19 protein-coding genes are annotated in these 21,798 nt (G+C 50.7%); 3 read left to right on the forward strand and 16 right to left on the reverse strand.

From position 1 onward, the window contains the following. Positions 1 to 57: 57 nt before the first annotated feature. The 15 genes from V3U24_01195 to V3U24_01265 all read right to left on the reverse strand — a co-directional run bounded on the left by V3U24_01195 (position 58) and on the right by V3U24_01265 (position 18,122). Positions 58 to 1,383: a PorV/PorQ family protein gene (locus V3U24_01195; GenBank protein MEE9166071.1), complete on the reverse strand. Its 1,326-nt coding sequence runs from the start codon at positions 1,381 to 1,383 to the stop codon at positions 58 to 60. Between the two features lie 169 nt (positions 1,384 to 1,552). Beyond that, positions 1,553 to 3,364, reverse strand: coding sequence for a TRAP transporter large permease subunit (locus V3U24_01200; protein MEE9166072.1), 1,812 nt, complete (start codon positions 3,362 to 3,364; stop codon positions 1,553 to 1,555). Between the two features lie 26 nt (positions 3,365 to 3,390). Beyond that, entirely contained in the window at positions 3,391 to 4,359 is a 969-nt protein-coding gene (gene dctP, locus V3U24_01205; protein MEE9166073.1) for a TRAP transporter substrate-binding protein DctP, read from the reverse strand. Positions 4,360 to 4,402: 43 nt separating this feature from the next. Next, complete coding sequence (locus V3U24_01210; GenBank protein ID MEE9166074.1) at positions 4,403 to 5,368, reverse strand: TRAP transporter TatT component family protein; 966 nt, start codon at positions 5,366 to 5,368, stop codon at positions 4,403 to 4,405. 75 nt (positions 5,369 to 5,443) lie between these two features. Further along, positions 5,444 to 6,772 carry a serine hydroxymethyltransferase gene (gene glyA, locus V3U24_01215; protein ID MEE9166075.1) on the reverse strand — a complete coding sequence of 443 codons (1,329 nt, stop codon included), beginning with the start codon at positions 6,770 to 6,772 and terminating at the stop codon, positions 5,444 to 5,446. A 320-nt stretch (positions 6,773 to 7,092) separates the two neighbouring features. Further along, positions 7,093 to 8,406, reverse strand: coding sequence for a hypothetical protein (locus tag V3U24_01220; GenBank protein MEE9166076.1), 1,314 nt, complete (start codon positions 8,404 to 8,406; stop codon positions 7,093 to 7,095). 1 nt (position 8,407) lies between these two features. Beyond that, positions 8,408 to 9,679, reverse strand: a complete 1,272-nt coding sequence (locus V3U24_01225; GenBank protein MEE9166077.1) for a hypothetical protein — start codon at positions 9,677 to 9,679, stop codon at positions 8,408 to 8,410. Further along, positions 9,666 to 10,916 carry a hypothetical protein gene (locus tag V3U24_01230; protein MEE9166078.1) on the reverse strand — a complete coding sequence of 417 codons (1,251 nt, stop codon included), beginning with the start codon at positions 10,914 to 10,916 and terminating at the stop codon, positions 9,666 to 9,668. Before V3U24_01230 ends, V3U24_01225 begins: the two co-directional genes overlap by 14 nt. Before the next feature lie 43 nt (positions 10,917 to 10,959). After that, positions 10,960 to 11,799 carry a glycogen/starch synthase gene (locus tag V3U24_01235; GenBank protein ID MEE9166079.1) on the reverse strand — a complete coding sequence of 280 codons (840 nt, stop codon included), beginning with the start codon at positions 11,797 to 11,799 and terminating at the stop codon, positions 10,960 to 10,962. A gap of 40 nt (positions 11,800 to 11,839) precedes the next feature. Continuing rightward, a complete protein-coding gene (locus V3U24_01240) occupies positions 11,840 to 12,595 on the reverse strand; it encodes a tetratricopeptide repeat protein (protein ID MEE9166080.1) in 756 nt (251 codons plus the stop codon). A gap of 192 nt (positions 12,596 to 12,787) precedes the next feature. Next, positions 12,788 to 14,011 carry a rod shape-determining protein RodA gene (gene rodA, locus V3U24_01245; protein MEE9166081.1) on the reverse strand — a complete coding sequence of 408 codons (1,224 nt, stop codon included), beginning with the start codon at positions 14,009 to 14,011 and terminating at the stop codon, positions 12,788 to 12,790. Then, entirely contained in the window at positions 14,008 to 15,792 is a 1,785-nt protein-coding gene (gene mrdA / locus V3U24_01250; protein MEE9166082.1) for a penicillin-binding protein 2, read from the reverse strand. The genes rodA and mrdA overlap by 4 nt, the downstream gene beginning before the upstream one ends. A gap of 15 nt (positions 15,793 to 15,807) precedes the next feature. Next, positions 15,808 to 16,293: a rod shape-determining protein MreD gene (gene mreD / locus V3U24_01255; protein MEE9166083.1), complete on the reverse strand. Its 486-nt coding sequence runs from the start codon at positions 16,291 to 16,293 to the stop codon at positions 15,808 to 15,810. Next, positions 16,290 to 17,081, reverse strand: a complete 792-nt coding sequence (gene mreC, locus V3U24_01260; protein ID MEE9166084.1) for a rod shape-determining protein MreC — start codon at positions 17,079 to 17,081, stop codon at positions 16,290 to 16,292. Before mreC ends, mreD begins: the two co-directional genes overlap by 4 nt. Positions 17,082 to 17,093: 12 nt before the next feature. Beyond that, positions 17,094 to 18,122: a rod shape-determining protein gene (locus tag V3U24_01265; protein ID MEE9166085.1), complete on the reverse strand. Its 1,029-nt coding sequence runs from the start codon at positions 18,120 to 18,122 to the stop codon at positions 17,094 to 17,096. 379 nt (positions 18,123 to 18,501) lie between these two features. Between V3U24_01265 and arsC the strand changes: the two genes are divergently transcribed. From arsC to V3U24_01280, 3 genes are all read left to right on the forward strand, one after another. Continuing rightward, on the forward strand, positions 18,502 to 18,852 hold the full coding sequence (arsC, locus tag V3U24_01270) for an arsenate reductase (glutaredoxin) (GenBank protein MEE9166086.1): 351 nt from the start codon (positions 18,502 to 18,504) through the stop codon (positions 18,850 to 18,852). A 25-nt stretch (positions 18,853 to 18,877) separates the two neighbouring features. Next, positions 18,878 to 19,648: a sulfite exporter TauE/SafE family protein gene (locus tag V3U24_01275; GenBank protein ID MEE9166087.1), complete on the forward strand. Its 771-nt coding sequence runs from the start codon at positions 18,878 to 18,880 to the stop codon at positions 19,646 to 19,648. Positions 19,649 to 19,834: 186 nt separating this feature from the next. Further along, entirely contained in the window at positions 19,835 to 20,308 is a 474-nt protein-coding gene (locus V3U24_01280; protein MEE9166088.1) for a GNAT family N-acetyltransferase, read from the forward strand. A 133-nt stretch (positions 20,309 to 20,441) separates the two neighbouring features. Here V3U24_01280 and V3U24_01285 read toward each other — a convergent pair whose 3' ends face one another. Then, a complete protein-coding gene (locus V3U24_01285) occupies positions 20,442 to 21,581 on the reverse strand; it encodes a hypothetical protein (protein MEE9166089.1) in 1,140 nt (379 codons plus the stop codon). Positions 21,582 to 21,798 lie beyond the last annotated feature (217 nt).

Raw genomic sequence — 21,798 nt, forward strand, 5'->3', positions numbered from 1 at the left:
TACAAAAAAGTCCCGTAATCAGCGATTACAGGACTCGAATTCACTGTCGGATCGTCGCTAAAACTCCATGTTGAGGGAGAATCTCATGGTATTGGTCAACGGATGACCCGGTTCTCCAAGGGTAAATCCCGCATCAAATCCGTAGCCGCCGAAACGAAGTCCGATACCGAAAGTGGGATTATTGATCTTTCCCATCCGATCATAGTAGAACCCTGCCCGGATGGCGAAGTACTTGGAGTACCAGTATTCTGCACCAAAATTCATGATCATTTCTTCTATCTCTCTCTTGAAGGCTCGCTGGTCACCGGTGCCCAATTCGAGTTCTCCGGCGTCGTTGTACTTTCCGTACCCCGACTCGCCCCACTCCTGATCGTCTGTCGCCGAGAGATTCCCGTCACCATCGCGGATATAACCACCAATTCTGCCGTCAGACGTGCCGTCCTTTCCAGGCTTGTCGATATCACCACCCAGCAGCCAGTCGTCCAACCATGACGTCACGATTCCCAGGAAGATGGGATCGGTATGAGCGACCTCGAGCTTGCCCTTTTCGTTGTAATCACCGCCGGGACCTTCGAAATTCCCTCTCTTATCGTAGTGGCCCACCACTCCGTCGCCGTCCCAATCCATGTCAGGATACGAAGCCACGAGCATCTTGTGCAAATCCATGACAAAACTGAGCTTATTATGTTCTGTATCCACGAGTCTGTAGTTGAACCCAACGGTGAAATTCGTGGGCATGGGGTCCGCTTGCGCCTCATCGATGAATGCAATCTTCGGACCGATATTTGTCAGGGTTATGCCCAGATCAAGGCGCGAAGTCAGGAACCTCTTCTTATAGTAGGCAACGTCAAAGGCAAAGTCCGTAGACACACCTTTGCCTTTCTCAGCCCCTGCACCGATTTCCGCCAGCTTCTGGTGGAGCAATTTTACGTTGAAGCCCACGGATGAATTCCTTGAGATGTGGGCTCCATACGACCCGGAGATTGCTAACATAAAACTGTTGAAAGTGCCGAGATTTTCGCCCTGTTCGTCAGTGCGCACCTGCTCTCCGAGGTTCAGGAAGATAATGTGACCGCCCAGTGTCCCCAGTGTCGGAAAATGATGCCTGAATGCCAAGAACTCATAGTACATGTCCGAAACCAAATTGGGAAGCCAGTTGACGTGCATCAGAGCAATTTCACTGCTCGAGAGGAAGGCGAGTCCGGCCGGATTCCAGTAGCTGGCGTAGGCATCGTTGGCAACGGCCACCTGGGCCTCACCCATTCCACCTGCCCGTGCTCCTGGTGATATGAGAAGAAACAAGGCGCCGGCCTCACTGACTGCCGTGAGCGGAGCTGACAACAGGATCGTCACCAACACCGTACCATACCAAGTCTTCTTCATATTACCTCTTCCACAACTGTTTTCACTAAGGCATTATACTGTCGCCTGAACCACGTGTTCCTGACGGATTCTCCCCGGAATACCAATTTTCAATATATCCTCACCTAGTCCATTTGTCAAGAATTAGAATCATTTCTTCTGTTCTTCTCAGGGCCAATCCTGCCCCGGGTCACGGCGTCCCGCCAACAAGACCCAGGGAGATTATGGGAATGTACGTGATGGCGAGCACTGCCAGCAGCCTTATGAGAAAAAACGGAAGCGTGGCCACATATATCTCTGGCATCGACTTATTAAACCTGTAAGCCGAAAGGAACAGATTCATCCCTACGGGAGGCGTCAAGAATCCCAGTTCAAGATTGGCGATGAATATGACGGCAAGGTGAACCGGATCAATCCCAAAATGAACACCCATGGGAACGATCAGAGGCACGACCACTATGATGGCGGAGAAAATGTCCATCATGCAACCCACGATCAGGAGAAACCCGTTCAAGGTCAGCAGGAAGACGAGCTTGCTGTCAATATTTGACTTCACCCAATCGAGGGCATGCATGGGTACCTGGGCGTCAACCAGGTAATTCGTAAGTCCCATCGCTACTCCCAGGATAAGAAGAACGCCACCCACTAACGTGGCGCAATTCACGATGACTCCTGGCACCGCATTGGGCTTCAGGTCCTTGTATATGATCGCCTCCACCAGAAGTGCATAGATGACCGTAAAGGCAGCGACCTCCACCAGTGTTGTGAATCCGCCGAAAATCCCCCCGAGAATGATCACCGGAAGAAGAACCTCCCATTTTGCTTTCCAGAGTGCAGCGAATGCCGGCCCGGGTTCAAATGGAGTGCGTTCAATACTGGACTTGGCTCCCTGCCGTACACCCCATAACGCAACCAGGATAATAAGAAGGAGACCGGGGATGACGCCGGCGAGGAATATGCGGTTGATGGCTACGCCCGCTGTTACACCGTAGAGGATTGCCGGCAAACTTGGGGGGAAGAGGAGTCCAAGAGAACCGGAAACGGTAATAAGGCCTATGGAGAATTTCTTGGGATAATTCTGGGCCACGAGCATGGGGAGGAGAAGTCCTCCCAGAGCCAGAATAGTTACGCCGGAACCACCGGTAAGAGCCGTGAAGAAACCGCTGAGCAGTGCCACCATAACAGGAGTACCTCCCGGGATCCAGCCAAACCAGAGGCGGAACACTTTTATCAGCCTGCGAGAGGCCCCCCCCTCCGCGAGAATATAGCCCGCAAGGGTAAACAGGGGGATGGTTGGCAATGTGGGAGAGACGACAATCCTGTACATCTCGGTTGGGACAGCGGAAACGGGTACGGCGTCGTGCCAAAACAGGAGCACGGCTATACCACCCAGACCAACAATCAGGGGTGCACCAAAAACGAGTGCAACACCCAGACCGGCGACGCCAATCCAGAGCATGATTGAAGTTCGAAGACTTTCCCCCAGGCCGATTGCGCACACGATGACCACAATGGCGAGCATAAGGGATCGCCAGACAGGTTCCCTGTTGCTTTGCCTCCATATTTCAATGGCGATCAGGAGAAAACCAATGGGCATAATTGACTGTACAACCCATATGGACACTCCCGGGAGCACTTCCCTTGGGAAAGCGGCCTCCACTTGAACGAGTTTGAAACTGGCCCAGGCGAGCATGACCACCACGGTTACGGAGATTGTGTTCGCTATCCAGGTTCCTACACCCCCCCCGTCATCCTTTTCCGGAAATTGCCTTCGAGTAAGGGCAAGCAGCTTATTCTGGCGGGCGGCGAGAATCGCCCCAAGGAAAGCGATCCAGAGGGTCAGATGTTGGACTATGACGGTGGAACCGGGAATCCCTGGAAGTCGAAATAACCGAGTGATTGCTTCAATGCAGGGAAGCGCCGCCATGGCCAGAAGGGCTGTCGAAGCCAGAATATCCTCCCCGAGACCCATGGTCTCATGAAGGGGCCTGGAAGACTTCAACGGTGATTTCATGGAGAGAGGCGGACCTAGTTATCCTGGTCTTTCTGAACGCTCAGCTGCTTCTGCAGTTCGATCGCTCTGTCGAAGATTCCTTCAGGAATCAGGTTGCCTCGAAGATGAGGATAGAAAGATCTTGTAAACCGAAGCCATGTATCCCTTTCCTCCTGAGAGGGAATGTGGATTTCCAGTCCGTGCGCTTGCATCGCATCGAGGGCTTTCCGGGCCTGCGGCAGTAAGGATCTTGCCCGATCCTCTGTATGTTTGGCAATTTCGAGAAGATCCGGGTGATATTCCGCCGGAATGGCGTCCCAGGTCTTCTTGCCAATGATGACGGCACCTATCAAGGGTCCCCACTTTAATTTGAGCATATATGGTGCCAGGGCGAACCACTGCATGGACAGGGCCACAATCGGCGCGGTCGCGAACGCATCCACGAGTCCCGTTTGCAGAGAAGGTAGTACATCAATCGATGCCAGTGATACGGGCTGAAAACCACCCAGTTTCCACAGCTCTGTCCAGCGATAATCGCCCGCCCAGCTAAAAATCCTGAGATCCATCAGATCTTGTGGAGTCCGAATGGGCTCCCTTGTGAACCAGTAGGCCCATCCAACGTCAGCCCAGCTGAGCAGTTTGAATCCATTCCTTTCCAACTCTGATAAAAGTTGGGGCTCCATCTCATCACGAAGAGCATCCAGCTCTTCGAACGAAGAGACAAGCAGAGGTATGAAGAAAACGTTCATGTCCCGACTGATTTCCGTCAAACCCTCGACAGTAACTGCAGCGGCATGAATCTGTCCAATCCGAATTTTTCGGATCATGTGTCTTTCGTCTCCTGCGACACCGCCAGGGTAGATTCTGAGTTGAACCTCGCCACCAGTCACCTCATACCATTGCTGGCCCATCTCCACCAGGATCTCATGCCATGGGGAGCCATCTGGAGCGAGGGTGGCCATTTTGACAACGAGAGTCTTTCCCGCTCCGCAAACCGGTACCATGCAACAGAGAATCAAAATGCAGAGTGATCGCAACACTTTGTCGTCAGAAGAAAAGTTCATCCACACGTTCTTTCAACCACCTGGCTTTCTCCTGGGCCACCAGGTTGGCCAACCTTGAGGAGGGATCCTCATCGACGTCGATGGAGATAGCCTGATCAAGTAGGTTCAAGAATTCCTCTCGCTCCTGTTTCCTCACACAAATGGACTCGGCATAATTGACATAAACGGATGCTCGATTTCCACCCGAGAGCTCGAGAGCACGTTCGTAGTGGTGCTCTGCCTTTTCTATCCCGGCGCTGCCCGCATCGGGACGATTGATGGAGTACGATATCATGACTTCGTGAATAGCCCCTTTGTCATAGCCGTCGTCGAGTTCCAGGGCTCGTTCCAGAAAGCGCCCCACATGGGGGAGATCAACGATGACCCCCGGATTATCCTTTGAAGATGAAATGAGACTTCCCCATGAAACGGCCGCCCAATAGAGGAGACAAACATCTTCCTTTTCTACCCGATTTAGCGACTCTACAGGCCACGCGAAATAGGTTTCCCGAAACCGAGGGTACTTCACCTCCAGGGCGCGGAACGCAAACTCCCTCGCCCGAAGGAAGAGCCGGCTTGACCGCTCACGGAGACGTCTTGCCTCATCAACGTCATGAGCGATTGCCACTTCAGCATCCCTCAGAACAAACGCATAGCCGTAGAGAGTAAATGCCTGTGCGGCCGCTAAAAGAAGTCCCGGATTGTCGGGTGAATTCTGCAAAAACAATTCCAGCATCTTGAGCGTGGAAGGCATTGACTCCCGTACCAGCTGGGGATCATTTTCCGTCAGATAAAGCTCATCCAGCTCCTCCATGGGAGCCACCAATCTGTTCGTGATGAATCTCGCAGGCGAGCAGCTCATCACACAGAGGATGAGAAGCAAAATGAGGATGGAAAATTCTTTTCTGCGGGAAAACCTTGCCATGGATGGAAGGTTCAAATAATGGAAACGACCGGTTAGATTATCCACGGTGAAAGTTTACCAAGTAAGAAACAGATAAGCAACACCGCGGGCAGACCGATACCCAGTCGGCAGGAGAATCGATCAATTCTGAAGATCGGAATAGAGCGGGAAACGGGAACAGAGTTCTCGAACTTCTTCCTGCGCTTTCGACACTACCTTCTCATCGTCCATCTGTCTGAGTACCCGATCGATAAGGTCGGCTATCTGATGCATCTCACTCTTTCCCATACCGCGCGTCGTTATGGCAGGAGTGCCCAACCTGATTCCGCTCGTGACCATGGGACTCCGTTCATCGAATGGCACCATATTCTTGTTTACCGTAATGCCGGCCTTTTCAAGGGCCGCCTCGGCAGCTTTGCCCGTCATGTTCTTTTGGGTGAGATCCGCAAGGACTACATGAGTGTCCGTTCCTCCACTCACAAGCTCATAGTCCCGCTCAATAAGTGCCTGAGCCATCTCCCTCGCGTTGTTCACGACTCTTCGGCAATACTTCTTGAACGGCGGTCGGAGCGCCTCTCCGAATGCCACCGCCTTGGCCGCAATGATATGCATGAGAGGACCTCCCTGAGTCCCGGGCATTACGCTCGAGTCAATCAGCTCGGAAACCATTTTGGTCCGACGCGACTTCGGGGCCACGATACCCCACGGATTTTCCCAATCCTTTCCCATGAGAATGAGACCGCCCCTGGGACCCCTGAGAGTCTTGTGAGTCGTGGACGTCACAACGTCGCAGTGTGGCCAGGGGGAAGGGTGAATACCCGTGGCCACAAGTCCTGCTGGATGGGCAATATCCGCCATGAGAAACGCTCCCACATCATCACAGACTTCCCTGAACTTCTCGAATTCAATGAACCTGGGATATGCGCTGCCACCGCATACAATCATCTCGGGTCTTGCCTCTCGCGCGAGTTTCAGGAGCTCGTCAAAATCTACTCTTCCCGTTTTCTTTTCCACCTGGTAGGACACTACATTGTAGAGCCTTCCTGAGAAGTTGACGGGACTCCCATGAGTGAGGTGCCCACCGTGCGCCAGATTGAGACCCATCATCGTGTGGCCGGGCTTGAGGAAAGTAAAATAGACAGCCATGTTTGCCTGAGAACCTGAATGCGGCTGCACGTTCACGTATTTGGCACTGAAGAGCTTTTTCGCCCTTTCCCGGGCCAGATCCTCTGCAACGTCGACCCATTCGCATCCGCCGTAATACCTCCGGCCCGGATAGCCCTCCGCATACTTGTTGGTCATGATACTCCCAGCTGCCTCCAGAACAGGATAGCTGACGAAGTTTTCGGAGGCAATCAATTCAAGAGTCTCATCCTCCCTCATGATTTCGCGGTGAATGGCCTCATAGACCTCCGGGTCCTGTCGGCGGAGAGCCCCCGCGGTGTTAGCTGATTTGGACGTATTGCTCACGGATTTCCCTCGTTGTGGAAGATGCCTGAGTCTATCGCGGCATTGTAGCCTGATCTATTCATGAGTTTTCATCCCGACTTATCGGGACCCTTCCCCGCATTCCACGGGATCTTCGACGGGCCGCCCCGCAAAATGCGGGGCGGGACGAATCGGTGGATAATTCATCAGAATGAATATTAATCTGGTACAAGTGTTTATTATTCTTTTACATAAGCAATATCAGAATAATGCTGATGAATCTCATCTCAAGATCCTTTGGAAGATCCTGTGGATTATCCAGGTTAGAAACCTATGACCTCAGAAGTGATAGATAAATGGGTCTATTTCCAGCTTGGATCTTTAGTCAAGGATTCCGTCGCCCAGCTGTAGCAATCGCTGGAGGGGGCGATGGAGCCCTGCCGCTTCACCTCTTCGTCGAGCATGAACCAGTTAGCTTGCCCGAACATGAGATCATCCTTGTTATCTTCAAGATATCTCCTGTCACGCAGGAAACGTTTGAAGTTCAACTGCTCACCCTCAACAAAGTATTTGTGAGCGAGTGAGGCGATAATCCTGTCGTCTGAAGAAGGGAAGTCTTTGCGACATTCCTGGAATGCCCTGTAGTAGACAAGTCCTTTATGACCGTAAATCTCTCCGTTGTCGGGGGCGATTTCAATTGATTCTTCAACCCACCTCATCGCCTTCGCAAAATTCAGAAGATCTATGTTTATCTTCACCACGTCCAGGGCAGTAGTGAAATCCCTGGGGTCAAGCTCGAAGAGCTCTTCGTACGTGCTGGAAGCCTCTTCAAGTCTGTCCACGCGATAATATGCCTGGGAAAGTTTCTTAAGAACGAGTTTCATGGAAACAGATCCGTTTGTGGCATTCGCATTCTTGAGTCTGTTGAGTACACGAATGGCCTCTTCGTGTTCTTCTGCAGCGGTCAATTGATCCGCGAGGTCCAGTCCGAACGAGAGATTGTCTGAATTATCCGCGAATCTTTGGCGGTAAATGTCGAGCGGATCTTTCCCCGTCTGTTCATATGCCTGGGCAAGGTCCCCCTGCGCGTCCTTATTGTCCGGCTCCAATTCGAGGATTTTCTCCAAATAATATATTTGATCCTCATGAAGACCTGCTTCACCGTACAACTCACTCAGCCGCTTCAACGGTTCAGTGTCCTGGGGAATCAGGTCTATGATACGTTGGTACTCAAAGATTTCTTTTTCCCGGTTTCCAAGACGCTTATAAGCGTAAGCGAGGCGGTTATGGAGATTGATATTCTCAGGTAGGTGCTTCAAACCTTGAAGTAGAACATACTCAGAACTGTCGAATTTCCCCAAATACTCGTATGCAATAGCCCAGTATTGATAGACCTCCTCTTCACTCCCAGCGTCACATCCAAGGTCAACTAATTCGTCATAGACTCGAACTGTCGACTTCCAATCCGTGTTCTTGTAATACTCCGCTGCCGAACTCAAGAGTCGGAGACACCTTATATCGTCCGCACTCTCTCTTGCCGCATCCCCTCCTGCGTCCGCATCTTCCCCTGTTTGAGAGGATGGCGGCACGCATCCCATGAACACAAAGACAACGGACGGACCAATAATGATCAGGAAAAAACCAAAAATGCTCGCAATCAAGCGGCGATTTCTCATCTTATCTCCTTCTTCGTTTCACCAACCAGACGTCGCCGATGGTGACCCCAAGGGAAACCTGCCTCACGAATTCCGGGTCCTCCGAAAAGAATCCATCCCTTCGCGAAAGAAGGAATCCGAAGTCTAGCTGGTTCAGCTTCGACCCAAAGGGAATTCCAATTCCCACGGAGAATCCCTGTTCACTCAGGGCTCCGTTCGAGCGAAAAATGTAATGTTGTCTCCGGAAAAATCCAACGCGGTAATGAAACAGACTGAAGAAATCACTGGAACCCGGAATTCTCTCTCTGAGCAGTCCCACACCCAGTGACGACCCGGTTTTCACGCCACTTCCACTTTCTATGGAACTCAACGTTGACTCAATTTTTCCGGGGAAGCGCCTTGCAGAAATCTCAAAGTTGATATGAGTTTGCGCTGTCAAATGGTAAACCCAGCCAAGGGAAACGGTGGAAGGGAGCGAAAAGGCGATATGGTTGACAGTCTTTATGACTTCACCGGGAAGGGGCCGATCGGAGTTGGTATGCTGCCCGTCCTGACCCTGATCCAGAAAGAGAGGCTGATCGGTTACCGCAATTTCCCCACCCCAAAGTGGAAACTGTCCACCCAAATAGAGGGTAGAGTTTGCCAGGACTTTTCCCAAGAACGAACGGTAGTATACAGAGAAAAGCGTTCCCCTGTATTGAAGATCTCTGCCAGCAACGACAGGGGGACCTCCATCCAATCGTGAGGAAGTGACTTCGTGGAAGACCCCAAAAAGGAAATCCAGACGAGCGCCCACGGCGGTGTTATCATCGATTTTCCAGGACCCTCCGGTGAAAAGGCTGCTGATGCCGCCAGTTCCGTCAATTTTCTTCGACCGCATCAACGTATCGGAGGAAAAGATAAGGGTGGAATCCTGACTCCCTTCCATGGAAAAATTCTTTCGCGAATAGGGTCTGAGTCCGAATCCCCACGCATACGTTCCTCTGATTGGTACCACGAATGCAATATTCTCGAGCTGGCCAAACTCACTTCTGAAATCCTGGTCTGGATATTCAACTCTGCCAGTACCGTAATGTGCCGTGAGGTAAGCAAATCTCATTGCGTGCCACGTGGAAGGATTCAAGTAGGAAACTCTCGAATTGTGAGAGGGGACAAGTCCGACACTCCCCTGGGCCAGACTCGACGCCTCGCCGCCGTTGAGAATAATCCCGTGGGAGATACTGTTATATGGAGACTGGGCAGAACAAATGACAGCCAAGACGGAGATCAGGGCGCTCGCTCTATGGTGTTTCATACAGTACCTCAATCCGTGGTGAAAGATCTCCTTCCATCGCCGTATGAAAGGCCACGTGATCGAAAAGAGGGGAGGAATTGTGAGCGACTAGCTTGAATCCGAAGTTCTTCAATGGAACGTCATTCACAAGTTTCTTCACCACAAACCCCTGGACTATATCACTGATGTCCAGGGCGAGTGTCGAATCTTTCTGGATGGATGTGCCTGAATAATATATCCCCAGCGGAGAGAGAGGATCGAAAATATCCTCGTTGAACCACTCCGATTCTCCCCACTCACTTTTCTCGACACTATCTTGAAGCAAGAACATCTGAAACGCCATGCCGGGCGTTTCGGTCAAAAGGCTTGTCTCGAAATCAACGGGAAGTATCAGATTTCCCCTGGTAATCACGGCGCTGCCGGGAATTCCCAGACTGTCAATATCGACAAATACCAGCGACCTGAGACCCGCTCCCCAGCCGACGTAGCTCCGCGTGGAATCGAAGTTGTCGACCTCCAAACTGGGCGGTGTCACGATGGTCACGTCGGAACGGAATCGAATGATTGTGCCGGTATCGGCCGCGGCAGTATCTTCTGTTGTATAGAAGACCTTCATGAAAGGATAGAATTCCGATTTCTCGCTGGAATGGAAAGCATATAGACCCGCAAAATCACCGGCGGCGGACTCCAGAATAAAGAGGGGTTCTGTAGTGTCGCTTTCCACCCATGTTTCTATGAGCGCAGGTTCAATATGAAACCTGACATATGGCGATAACGTGTCTCTCTCCCCTACCCGGGAGGAATCCAGAAACGGATAAGTTTCGGGTACCAACTCATCTATATTGAAATAGTTCGTTTCCGATTCCGAATAGCTGGAATCGAAGTCAAAAAAGAATCCAAGAGTAAGTTCCTCTTGCCACAGTGATGTGTCTGAATCCTCACTATTGATAGTGATTTGAACGAATGCACTGTCAATCGTGATCTGACTGTCTCTGAGGACATCCAGACTTGCGAGACTCATTAAGGATAATGGCATAACATAGTCGTCCTTCGTGCCTAGAAAGAGGACAGGATAATTCCCAAGCATTGGTGGTATCTGATAACTCTTGAACTGGATAGCCGTTGATGAAACAATGTGCACCTTCAGGGGGGTGTTGTCAAGATCGGTGAGAAATGCTTCTTCGGAACAACCTGACAGCGTGAGGATGGCCAAAACGACCGCGTATTTCTGAAGAAGACTCTCGGGATAACTGCTCAACGGAATGACTTTACTCGCCGGGATTCGGCCCTAGGCGTGAGAATTAGGAGAAACGATCCTGAAGGAGGTCGTTGATATGGTCGGCCGCGGATCTATAGCTTTCCTCTGAAGTATCATCGTGAGTCACCGTTTCAAGTTTTTTCTCAATAGATTCATATGCCGCTTTAAAGTCCGCATGTTTGGAAAGTTCCTTCGATATCTTTCTCTCGGGACCATCCACGGCGATGACCATGTCCGCAGAATCAGAGGCGATGGCAAGAGAATTTACCTCCTCCCCTTCCAATTCACTGGGGAGGGATACACCCAGCTTGTCGTAGGTGGCACGCGATACGGCGGAATAATCATTCAGTGAATGAATGATCTGAACAGTCTTAATATTCCTGTAGAAGTCCTGATCCTTATAGAGCTGCTTGTACAGAATCGGAATGAATGAAGACTGCCAGTCATTGCATAAAATCACATTCGGACTCCAGAACAGATGTGTTAACATATTCAGCGCCGTCTTCCCGAAGAACCCAAACCTGTCGTCATTGTCAGGTAAAGGTCTCCCGTTCCTCGACTTGTAGAGAAGAGGGTTCAAGGGTTGAAACCATGACGGATGTTCCATGAAGTAAACCTGCACACGAGTTTGAGGAATGAATGCCGATTTCGCCGAGGCCATGATGATCTCATCTCCCATCTCGCACTCAATCTCGCGGAGCCGGATTACCTCTCTCAGTATATATTTTCGTTCACTGATGAAACCGTATTTAGGAGCCGTGAGACGTATGTCGTGTTCATGCCCCTGTAGTCGAATAGGGACATACTTGGAGAAATGTGCAAGGGGACCAGTCTCAGCGAAGGGAATAATCTCAGATGTTAAGAAATAGAGTTTCAGAGGCATGGCACTCTTCTCCCGGGAAGGATTTCAGCTTTGGAAACAGCTAGAGTTGACGGAGATACTGTTGAGCTTTCTGATAGTATTCGCTATCCGGGAAGTGATCCAGGAGCTTTTGGAACTCGCTTTTCGCCCTATCAGTGTTCCCGATCCTTTGATAGCATAACCCAATCTTTAGCTGGGCGTCATCCCATTTGTCCCCGCCCTTAAATTCAAAAACTCGCCCAAATTCTTTTATGGCCCGTCTGTAATTCTTCAGGGCATAATAAGACTCGGCCAGCCAGTACTGACTGTTATCCGCAAGCTTGTGGTCAAGCCCTGACGCAGCCAACGAAGAAAAACCGTCAATCGCGATCTGGAAATGACCGTTCTGGTATTGACTCAACGCCTCAACATATTTCAGCCTGAAGTCATCTCCACGTATCCTTAAATCGCCCGGTTCGACAACTCCGGATCTGAGAGCATACAATTCGTTGAAGCTACGCGTGAGTGTCACGATCTTGTTCTCAATCATCAGCAGTTGCTCAAGCATCTCAAGATTTGTACTGTCCGAGTATTCGGCCCTATCCTCCACAATCTTCATCTTGTTCTGAATGGTATTGATCCTGTTGATGAGCAGAATTGTGGTACTGTCTGACTGGGCTCTTGACTTGACCACGACATTCAGCGCATTTTCAACATCGGGGACAATCACCCCCATAAGCTGATTCAGTTTACTCTCCAAAGCATCCACCCGTTGAGACAGCTCCTTCAGCTGGTCCTGCTGGGCATTCGACCGGGTTGGCGGTCCGGTTCGCTGCATCTCCCCGTTGGTAGGTGAGGGAGAACGGGCAGCCAGGCAATAGAAATTACTGAGAATCAGAAGTGCGATGACAGGAACACGAGCGCTACATTTTTTCACAGTAAGATGGGTAGTTATAGTGGATGTCCGCAGAATTTGATGCAGAAATTACCCTTTCCGACGGTGAATAACAATGATTTTCAGGCGGCCGTACTATTCCAGCGCTTCCACGCTCACATTCATAGCGAGACCGATCATAGCGTAACATGAAACGAGGAACGAACCACCGTAGCTCAGAAATGGGAGAGGCAGGCCCTTCACCGGAAGCAGGTTGATCGTCATCCCCACGTTGACGAACATATGAGTAAGAAAGAGAGTCGCAATTCCGATGAGTATGAGACTCGAGAATCTCTCACTGGACACGTAAGCCGCTCTTATGAGGTCGAGGATGAGCAGAGCGAACAGAAGCAGTATGAGACATACAGCAATAAACCCCAATTCTTCCCCTATGACTGAGAAAATGAAATCTGTCTCCTGCTCCGGCAGGAACTTCAGATGCGTCTGCGTCCCTCTGCCCCACCCCTTTCCAAAGAATCCTCCAGAACCGATTGCCGTCTGAGATTGAATAACCTGGTACGCAGCCCCTCTTGGGTCCCTGGAGACATCGAGCAGCACCAGGAATCTCTCCTGCTGGTAGGATTTCAATTGTCCCCACAGAACGGGGGTAAGCAGACCGATGAAAATATTCACGAAGAAGTTTGAGAGCTTCGCCCTGAACGTTGTATTGGATAGATAAAGAATCACGGCTACCAACACTATCCAGAAAGTGAAGGTATAGAAATTGAATGCGGTGATCATGGTTAAAATGGGTGCCACCAGTATGAAGATATGAAAGGACCGTGCTCCCACCCAGTAAAGGAGTGAAATGATGGGAGCGACAACAATGATCGCCGATCCCAGGTCAGGCTGCCTCATAATCACCACTGCAGGTATCAGCGTTATCAGAATGGGAACGATGACAGACCGGATGCTCTTTATCTTGAGATTATGATCAGAAAGATATCGGGCGAGGGCGATGACCAGCACCCACTTCATGATCTCCGAGGGCTGGAAACCGACACCACCAAAACTGATCCACCGGTAGGTTCCCGCCACCGGCCCGGTTAGGTGGGGAACAAAGAGCAAGCCAAGGACAAGACCAAAGGCAGCATATGCATACTTGTGAATCACCCTGACTGGTATTGCCAGGAAGAAAATGAAAGCACCGGACGCGGGGACTAGCCACAACAGGTGTTTGAAAAAGCGGGAATTCATGGACAGCTCCTCAGCATCGGAACCGATGCTGTAGAGAGCAACCAAGCCGAAGCCGTTGAGCGCGAGAGCGACGAAAACCCATCTGAGATTGGCTTCTTTCAGTTTTCTGAAAAATTGTCTCATTTGATTGCCACCTTCAGGCTGTCGGCTCCAAAATAGTGCTCTACAATCCTCCTGGCCAGAGGGGCGGCCGTAGATCCTCCCTTGCCGCCATGCTCAACGAGTGTCGAAAACGCTATCGTTTCTTCTCCTTTCCTGGCAAAACCTATGAACCACGCATGAGGTTCGCCGTGGGGGTTCTCGGAGGTGCCTGTCTTTCCAAAGAAATCGATCTCCCCACCCGGCACCCTGCTTGAGAACGCCGTACCCTTAGGACTGTTCAGCACGTTCCACATGGCCCTCTGTATAATATCCCAAGTCGATTCCTCCAATTCCATCCTATTCCCTTCAGTCTCCTTCTCCGAGGACCTTTCCTCAAGAGTAAGTCGGGGTCTTCTTTCAAATCCACGCATGGCAACCGTAGCCATGAAACGGGCCATTTGAATGGGTGTGACAAGGACGTCGCCCTGTCCGATGGCCACGTTCAGTAAATGGCCCCCCGACCAACTATTCTCGCCGTACTTGTCGTTCATAAACGTTGTGTTTGGAGCGATGCCGCTATTCTCCTCGGGCAAGTCTATTCCAGTCTTTTGTCCGAAGCCAAAAAGCCGTGCATAGCGGAACCATGTGTCCAGGTCGGCTTTTTGAATCAGATGGTAGAAATAGATGTTGCAGGACTCGGTAATTGCGTCCATCAGGTTCACCTTGCCGTGCCCCTCTGGAACCCAACACCCGAATATCCGATCGCCGTAGAGATATTCGCCCGTGCATGTCACCGTCCAATCGAGGTCCACCAGACCGTTTTCCAGGGCCATGATGGCGGTGATAGGTTTTATCGCCGATCCTGGAGGATAAAGTCCCGATACCGATCGATTGAAAAGGGGCCTCGATTCATTATCGGAGTGCTTAGCCCACGTATCCATTTCAATGAATCCTGCAAAATCGTCAAGGGGATAGTCCGGCATGCTTACCAAGGCCAGCACCTCACCTGAGGCAGCGTTAAGAACCACCGCGGCTCCGGTCCTATCTCTCAGGAGACGTTCGACGTAACCCTGTAGACGGGCATCGATGGTGAGGTATATGTTTTCACCCGGTTCTGCAGGTATTGGATCTCTCTCCTTCACAGGCCCCACTTCCCTTCCCAGGGCGTCGACCTGCAGAAAAAGAGAACCCTTTTTCCCTCTGAGCCTGGAATCGTACCGCTTTTCAATGCCATGGGCCCCAGAGAAATCGCCAGGAGCATAGTCCTCCCCATCATGTCGATCCAGTTCCTCTCGACTGATCTCCCTCAGATATCCCAAAATATGAGACGCATTCACCTCGGCCTTATTGGAATACCGTCGCACAGGGAATTTGGAATAAATGACGCCAGGCAAGTCGTCGCGATGTTCTTCAATCAGACTCAGATTCCTAAAGGATACCTCCCGGGAAACCATCGCTGGAAGGAATCGATCCCGGTAGTACTTGTTCAAATTTGCCTCAATCTCACCTGCAGGGACATCCAGATACCTCGCAATCATTTCGAACTCTGTCTCTTCGTCCACAAGTTCGTCCCTGATGACGGAAATGGTATAGACGAATCGATTTGAAGCGAGAACCCGTCCGTCTCGATCCAGGATCAGCCCTCGGGGTGCATGTATAGTCACAGGACGGATACGATTGTAATCCGCGAGCTCCTGAAACTTTTCATGGCGGTATACCTGCAAGTAGTAGAGTCTTGCCACCAGAACGGAGAGCAAAACCATGACCACTCCGTCGGCCACCCTTCTCTTGACCCTGGGGACACGGATTTCACTCTTCAACATTTTCCGCTGACCTCTCTATTCTTCCGGCTGGATTCTATGAAGAGGAACAATCACCTGCACGATCCCAACGAAGACGAGTGTGTAAATCACAGTGAACAGCCAGGTGACCCAAAATTCAAATTTGGAGGAATTGTAGACGCTCTGAAACCTCACGTAAATATACAAAAAGAAATGGATGAGGACGATCGACACCCAGGCTACGTGAAAAACCACCGGACTCATTCTGGGATACCTCCCGTGCAGTCGACCGAGGAGGAAGCCGGAGAGGGACTTCGTCAGGGATGCCAGACCGAAAAGCGAACCCGCACTCAACAGATCTTCAAGAAACCCGATAACGAATCCCGTCACGACACCCGTCGGACTTCCTTTTTGCATGGCCATATACATCACAAAAATGAGCAGAAAATCGGGTCTGATCCCTCTGATTGTCATCAATTCGGAAAGGAAGAGCTGCGTGAGAAAAACGCCCAGGCCCAGAAAAAGTGTCCTTCGCCAGTTCATCCCCCCACTTTTCCGGCCACGAACACGTGCTCCAGTACTCCGAAATCGGTGTAGGCCCGGGCAAGAACAACCGTCTCAAGCAGATCTGGGAAATCGACAAACCCTATCACTTCACCCACTGGCAGATCCTCTGGAAAAATGTTGCTATAACCTGAGGTGAGAATCCTTTCCCCTATTCTCGGCTCCACTGTTTCGGGAACCTCCCAGATTTCGAACACACCTTGGTCCTTCCATCTGAGAATTCCCGTGGCTCCTGACTCTTCAAATTTCACGCTGAGTCGGAAATTGTAGTCCGTCATGATCTGGACCGTGGACGTCTTATTGCCTACCGATACTGTTTTCCCCACGACACCTCTTATGCTCAACACTGACATGTTCTTTCTCACTCCCTGATCCCTCCCCACGTCGATGGAAATGGAGGAGACCATAGGAGAAATTCCTTTGCCGACAACGCGCGCCGGGATGAGACTCAACTGACTTTTCCGTCTGTAGTTGAGCATTTCCCGGAGGCGGTCGTTCTCGTATTTATACTTGAGAAGCGTGGAATTCAGCAGTCCGAGTTGTACGGTTTTATCCCGGAGTAATTCATTTTCCGTCCGCAACTCGTTAATCCCTCTTACCCAAAGGATGGGGCGATACAGTACCGAGAAAAAGCTGTTGGCCTTGCCACGAATGATCTGAACTTCCGAGGACTCGTCTGAAGAGAGGAAATAGAGGGAGAAACCGATGCTGATAATCAGGACGACGTAATCACGACGTTCATGAAGAAAACCGATGAACCTACGCATTAAGAAGCAAGGCTATATGAGGACGTCTCTATACTTTTTGATGTCGTTGAGAACAGTCCCGGTACCGATGACTACATCTTGCAAAGGATTTTCGGAAACGTTGGCCGGAAGATTGGTCCGCTCACGAATATTCTGATCGATGCCTCTTAAGCGAGATCCTCCGCCAGTGAGAATGATTCCCCGTTCCAGGATGTCGACGGAAAGTTCCGGCGGGGTCTGTTCCAGAGCCCGTTTTACCACATCAACAATCTGAGTGACGCAGTCCTTCAGTGACTGACGAATTTCGTCGGATGAGACCTCGGCCGTTTTCGGAATACCCGACACGAGATCTCGACCCTTGACCGTGATCATGGTCTCTTTCATTCGCATGGCGGATCCAACTGATATCTTGATTTTTTCGGCTGAGGGTTCACCGATCTCGAGCTTATGCTCATTCCGGAACCATTGGATGATCGCCTCATCCATTTGTGCTCCTGCCACCCGGACCGTCTCCTTCGTCACAACACCATTAAGAGCAATCACCGCGATCTCCGTGGTTCCCCCTCCGATATCCACGATCATGTTGCCCACCGGCTTACTGATGTCGAGTCCAATCCCGATGGCTGCTGCCACGGGCTCCTCTATGAGGAAAATCTCGCGGGCGTTGGCCCGTTCACCTGAATCTTTAACCGCCCGCCTTTCCACCTCCGTGATGCCGCTGGGAACACATATGACCATCCGGGGCCGGGCGATACGGCTGAAACGAATCTTCTTCACGAATCCCTGGAGCATGGCGTCCGTCATGTGAAAGTCTGCGATGACACCATCCTTGAGAGGACGGATAGTCTGAATGTCCCGGTGAGTTTTACCAACCATCTCTTTGGCTTCGTTGCCCACGGCAAGAATCGACCCGTCGTTTATGCTGCTTGCCACGATCGAAGGTTCGCTCAATACGACCCCCTTCCCCTTGATCCAGACGAGCGTATTGGCGGTGCCCAGGTCGATGGCAAGATCCCCGGATACCCAACCCCCAACGTTTAGCGCATCTCTGAAAAAGGCCATGTTTCTAAGATGGAAGCCAACAAATAGTGATGAGTTTCTCCTCGGAACTAGACTACAATGCTAGGAAAATTAGTCATCAGGATACGGGTTGTCAATTCAAATTCAATTGATCCAGAGTTTCCCAGACAGGGAAAAATGGAAAGGAATTCAAATTTAAACTATATTCATATACTATTCAGGCTAAGGCGAAGGCTGAGGAATTAACAAGATAAGAGGCTGAGGCGAAGGCGAAGGAAATGAAGGGAGAAAACAAAGACTCTTCTCGTTGAATTTGTAATGAATAGGATTCTCAATTCTTGGCCTTCGCCTCAGCCTCGGCCTTATTCTTAGCCTAAGCCAAAGCCTGTGTCTTCCAAAGCAAGAAAGGAGAGAAAACGAAATGAATGAGATTACCGTCTACTTCAACCCGAGGTGACGTAAGAGTAGAGAATCCGTGCAGATTCTCAAAGATCAAGGCGTTGACCCTCAATTGATTCATTACCTCAAGACTCCTCCTGACCTGGATACTCTGAAGGATATCTCCCGGAAATTGGGACTTGAACCCAAGCATTTCATCCGGAGAAATGAAGCAGTTTTCAAGGAGCTCCGACTGAAGGAAAGATTGGATGATAGTGAGGCGTTGCTGCAGGCAATGGCGTCCCATCCCAGATTGATAGAACGTCCCATCGCCGTCAAAGGCGAAAGAGCCGTTCTCGGTAGACCACCAGAACGCGTGCTGGAACTGCTGTAACGCTTCCCATGGAGAGTGGAGTCTCTTGGATATTGTAATCGTCACCCTGGTTTCCCTGATCGCCTCCGGTCTAACCCTTTTCTCAGGTTTTGGACTGGGTTCCATCTTGATGCCCGTCATGCTGCTGTTTTTCCCCGTGGAAGTTGCAGTCGCCGCTACCGCCCTCGTCCATCTCGCAAATAACTTCTTTAAGTTTGCCCTTTTCGGGAGATTTCGGCGCAACGACGTCCTCATCAAATTCGCCGTGCCGGCAGTGGTTTTTGCTGCCGTGGGAGCCTGGCTGCTCACCGTGATGTCACAGTTCAAACCAGCCTTTTCATATAATTTGCTCGCGAGAAATCAAGACGTGGAGGTAATCAAGATCATCGTCGCCGCATTAATCACCTTTTTCGCTCTTTTGGAAGTAGTGCCCCGGCTGAGAAATCTGGAGTTCAATCCCAAACTCCTCCCTGTGGGCGGCATGGTCAGCGGTCTGCTGGGGGGACTTTCTGGACACCAGGGTGCAATGCGGAGCGCCTTTCTCGCCAAAACCGGACTGACAAAAGAACAGTTCATCGGCACCGGTGTAACCATCGCGTGCCTGGTAGACCTGACGCGACTTGCGGTATACGGCGTGCACATAACTCAGATCGGTCTCAGAAACGTACCCCTTATAATTGCGGCATGCTGCGCCGCCTTCCTCGGAGTGATGGCCGGAAAAAGCCTGGTGGAAAAAGTGACAATGGCCCATATTCAAAAACTGGTGGCTTTTGGACTCATCATACTCTCCCTGGCGCTGGGAAGTGGCATCATCTAACCTGAGTCATTTGTGGCCAAGAACACCAATGACCTGAAATCATAAGCATCAAATGTTCAGTTGTTCAAACATTGAGGTTTCATGTATGGAGAGATTGCTTGGCTCTGTAGCAGTCCAACGCCTCGGGGGAAGAGGTCGGACAGGCGCGCTGATGAACAAACCAGGATAGACCACATGGGGGTAAACATGATCAGAATACGAAAGGCGACAAAAGAGGATCAGAACACAATCGTTGAGTTTTCCCTGGCGATGGCGAGGGAAACGGAAGACAAAAACCTGGACACTCACAGATTGATGCGGGGAGTGGCCCGGGTTTTCACTTCACCCGGAAAGGGCCTCTATCTGATAGCCGAGGTAGAGGGAACTATCGCAGGGCAACTTCTGATTACGTCCGAATGGAGCGACTGGCGTAACGCCGAGTTCTGGTGGATACAGAGCGTATATGTGCACCCTGAGTTCCGAAGACGGGGAGTGTATCGTTCTCTCCATAATGAGACCTTGAAACGGGCCCGGGAAGAGGGGAATGTCTGTGGCTTCCGTCTGTACGTCCATGGGGAAAACAGCCTGGCCCAGCAAGCATACGGTAGGCTCGGGATGAAAATATCTCAATACATGCTCATGGAATGTGAGCCGCCGTTCACAATGGAGGGGGCAAACTAGCTGCCGTCCGTACTTGTCGCAGATGAAATCAAGCGATTCCTTGAATGCATCTTATGGAGTGAATATGGACTGCATCATCTCCCGATGATGCTGAACCATCAGGAGATGGTTCACTCCATATTCCATATTCGGATCAATCGACCCAGCTGCAAATGAAAACATTGGTTTCCCCAGGCTCTTGGTTGTTGCGATTCGATGCAAACGCGAGCTGATTGCCGTCATGGTTGAACATGGGAAAACTATCGAACCCATCATAAAAAGTAATCTGTTCCAGATTCGAGCCGTCGACATCAATACTGTAGAGATCGAAATTCCTCCCTCGGGGATTTGCAAGATTTGACGAAAAGATGATCCTATTGTCGTTGGGGAAAAAGAAGGGGGAAAAGTTAGCACCCTCGTTATCTGTTATCTGGATCTTGTTTGAGCCATCTGCATCCATAACCCAGATTTGCAGCGCCATCGGCTTGATCGCATTGTTCCGTAGAATCTGAAGGTAGCGCTCTTCCTCCTCTTCTGATTCCGGATAATATGCTCGCCACACAATCTTCTGACCATCGTGGCTGTAGAACGCTCCGCCGTCGTAACCGAGACGATCCGTAAGCTGGAGCTTGTTTGAACCGTCAGGATCCATCGTCCAGATCTCAAGATCACCTGAGGCGAGAGATGTGTAGACAATTCTGTTGCCATCGAACGCGTAAGTGGCCTCGGCGTCATACCCATATGTTTCCGTGAGCCGACTCATCTCCGAACCATCCGGCAGAGCCCCGAAGATATCGTACGCAGGATGCAACATCCAGACATAGCCAAGTGTCGGATCCGCTTTGGCGGGGCAGGCTTCACCACCCAGATGGGTTGAAGCGTATATGATAGCGTCATCGTGCGGATATTGAAAGAAACTGCACGTCGTGACTCCCGCTCCCGTCGATACCATCTCAATCCCCCCAGATTCAATATCCAGAATGAATATCTGGTCACAGTTTTCGTCTCCCTCATGAGCCTGGAAGATCAATCTGGATCCATCGGCACTAAAATACGCCTCGGCATTCTGACCACTGAAGGTCAGCTGGCGCATGGCCTTGAAATGCTTTTCTCCTTCGACGACGAGGGAAGCGCCTTTGGCCAGTTCATCGTCACCGTAGGATAGATAAACAGTCGATGGATTCTCCTCCGGTTCGGACTCAGGACTCTTTTCCAGCACGTTCATTCTCATGGCGAGGAATCCCACGGTGGCACTGAAGATAAGGAATAGGAGTATTTGACCTGCCCTTTTCAAACCATTCTCTCCTCGTTTTCCTTCCAAAATTACCAATCATTCGTGGTACCATGAAGCGGATTATTGCATAACCGTCAAAAATAGGACAAATTTTATCTGATTTACCCTGTCCAACTTTGCGGAACGAGGTTAAATTAGCACCTCGACAATTTGCCCTCAGAACAAATCTATGCACGTGAGGGAAGCGGATCGAGACGTGAACAAACGACCATAACCG

The sequence above is a fragment of the Candidatus Neomarinimicrobiota bacterium genome (assembly GCA_036476315.1).
GTDB lineage: Bacteria > Fidelibacterota > Marinisomatia > Marinisomatales > S15-B10 > JAZGBI01.

What these genes read in the sequence shown, in the direction of transcription:
- V3U24_01195 (MEE9166071.1), bottom strand. Translation starts at nt 1,383, where the DNA reads ATGAAGAAGACTTGGTATGGTACGGTGTTGGTGACGATCCTGTTGTCA.
- dctP (MEE9166073.1), bottom strand. Translation starts at nt 4,359, where the DNA reads ATGGTACCGGTTTGCGGAGCGGGAAAGACTCTCGTTGTCAAAATGGCC.
- V3U24_01220 (MEE9166076.1), bottom strand. Translation starts at nt 8,406, where the DNA reads ATGAGAAATCGCCGCTTGATTGCGAGCATTTTTGGTTTTTTCCTGATC.
- V3U24_01225 (MEE9166077.1), bottom strand. Translation starts at nt 9,679, where the DNA reads ATGAAACACCATAGAGCGAGCGCCCTGATCTCCGTCTTGGCTGTCATT.
- V3U24_01235 (MEE9166079.1), bottom strand. Translation starts at nt 11,799, where the DNA reads ATGCCTCTGAAACTCTATTTCTTAACATCTGAGATTATTCCCTTCGCT.
- V3U24_01240 (MEE9166080.1), bottom strand. Translation starts at nt 12,595, where the DNA reads ATGCAGCGAACCGGACCGCCAACCCGGTCGAATGCCCAGCAGGACCAG.
- rodA (MEE9166081.1), bottom strand. Translation starts at nt 14,011, where the DNA reads ATGAGACAATTTTTCAGAAAACTGAAAGAAGCCAATCTCAGATGGGTT.
- mrdA (MEE9166082.1), bottom strand. Translation starts at nt 15,792, where the DNA reads ATGTTGAAGAGTGAAATCCGTGTCCCCAGGGTCAAGAGAAGGGTGGCC.
- mreD (MEE9166083.1), bottom strand. Translation starts at nt 16,293, where the DNA reads ATGAACTGGCGAAGGACACTTTTTCTGGGCCTGGGCGTTTTTCTCACG.
- mreC (MEE9166084.1), bottom strand. Translation starts at nt 17,081, where the DNA reads ATGCGTAGGTTCATCGGTTTTCTTCATGAACGTCGTGATTACGTCGTC.
- V3U24_01265 (MEE9166085.1), bottom strand. Translation starts at nt 18,122, where the DNA reads ATGGCCTTTTTCAGAGATGCGCTAAACGTTGGGGGTTGGGTATCCGGG.
- V3U24_01280 (MEE9166088.1), top strand. Translation starts at nt 19,835, where the DNA reads ATGATCAGAATACGAAAGGCGACAAAAGAGGATCAGAACACAATCGTT.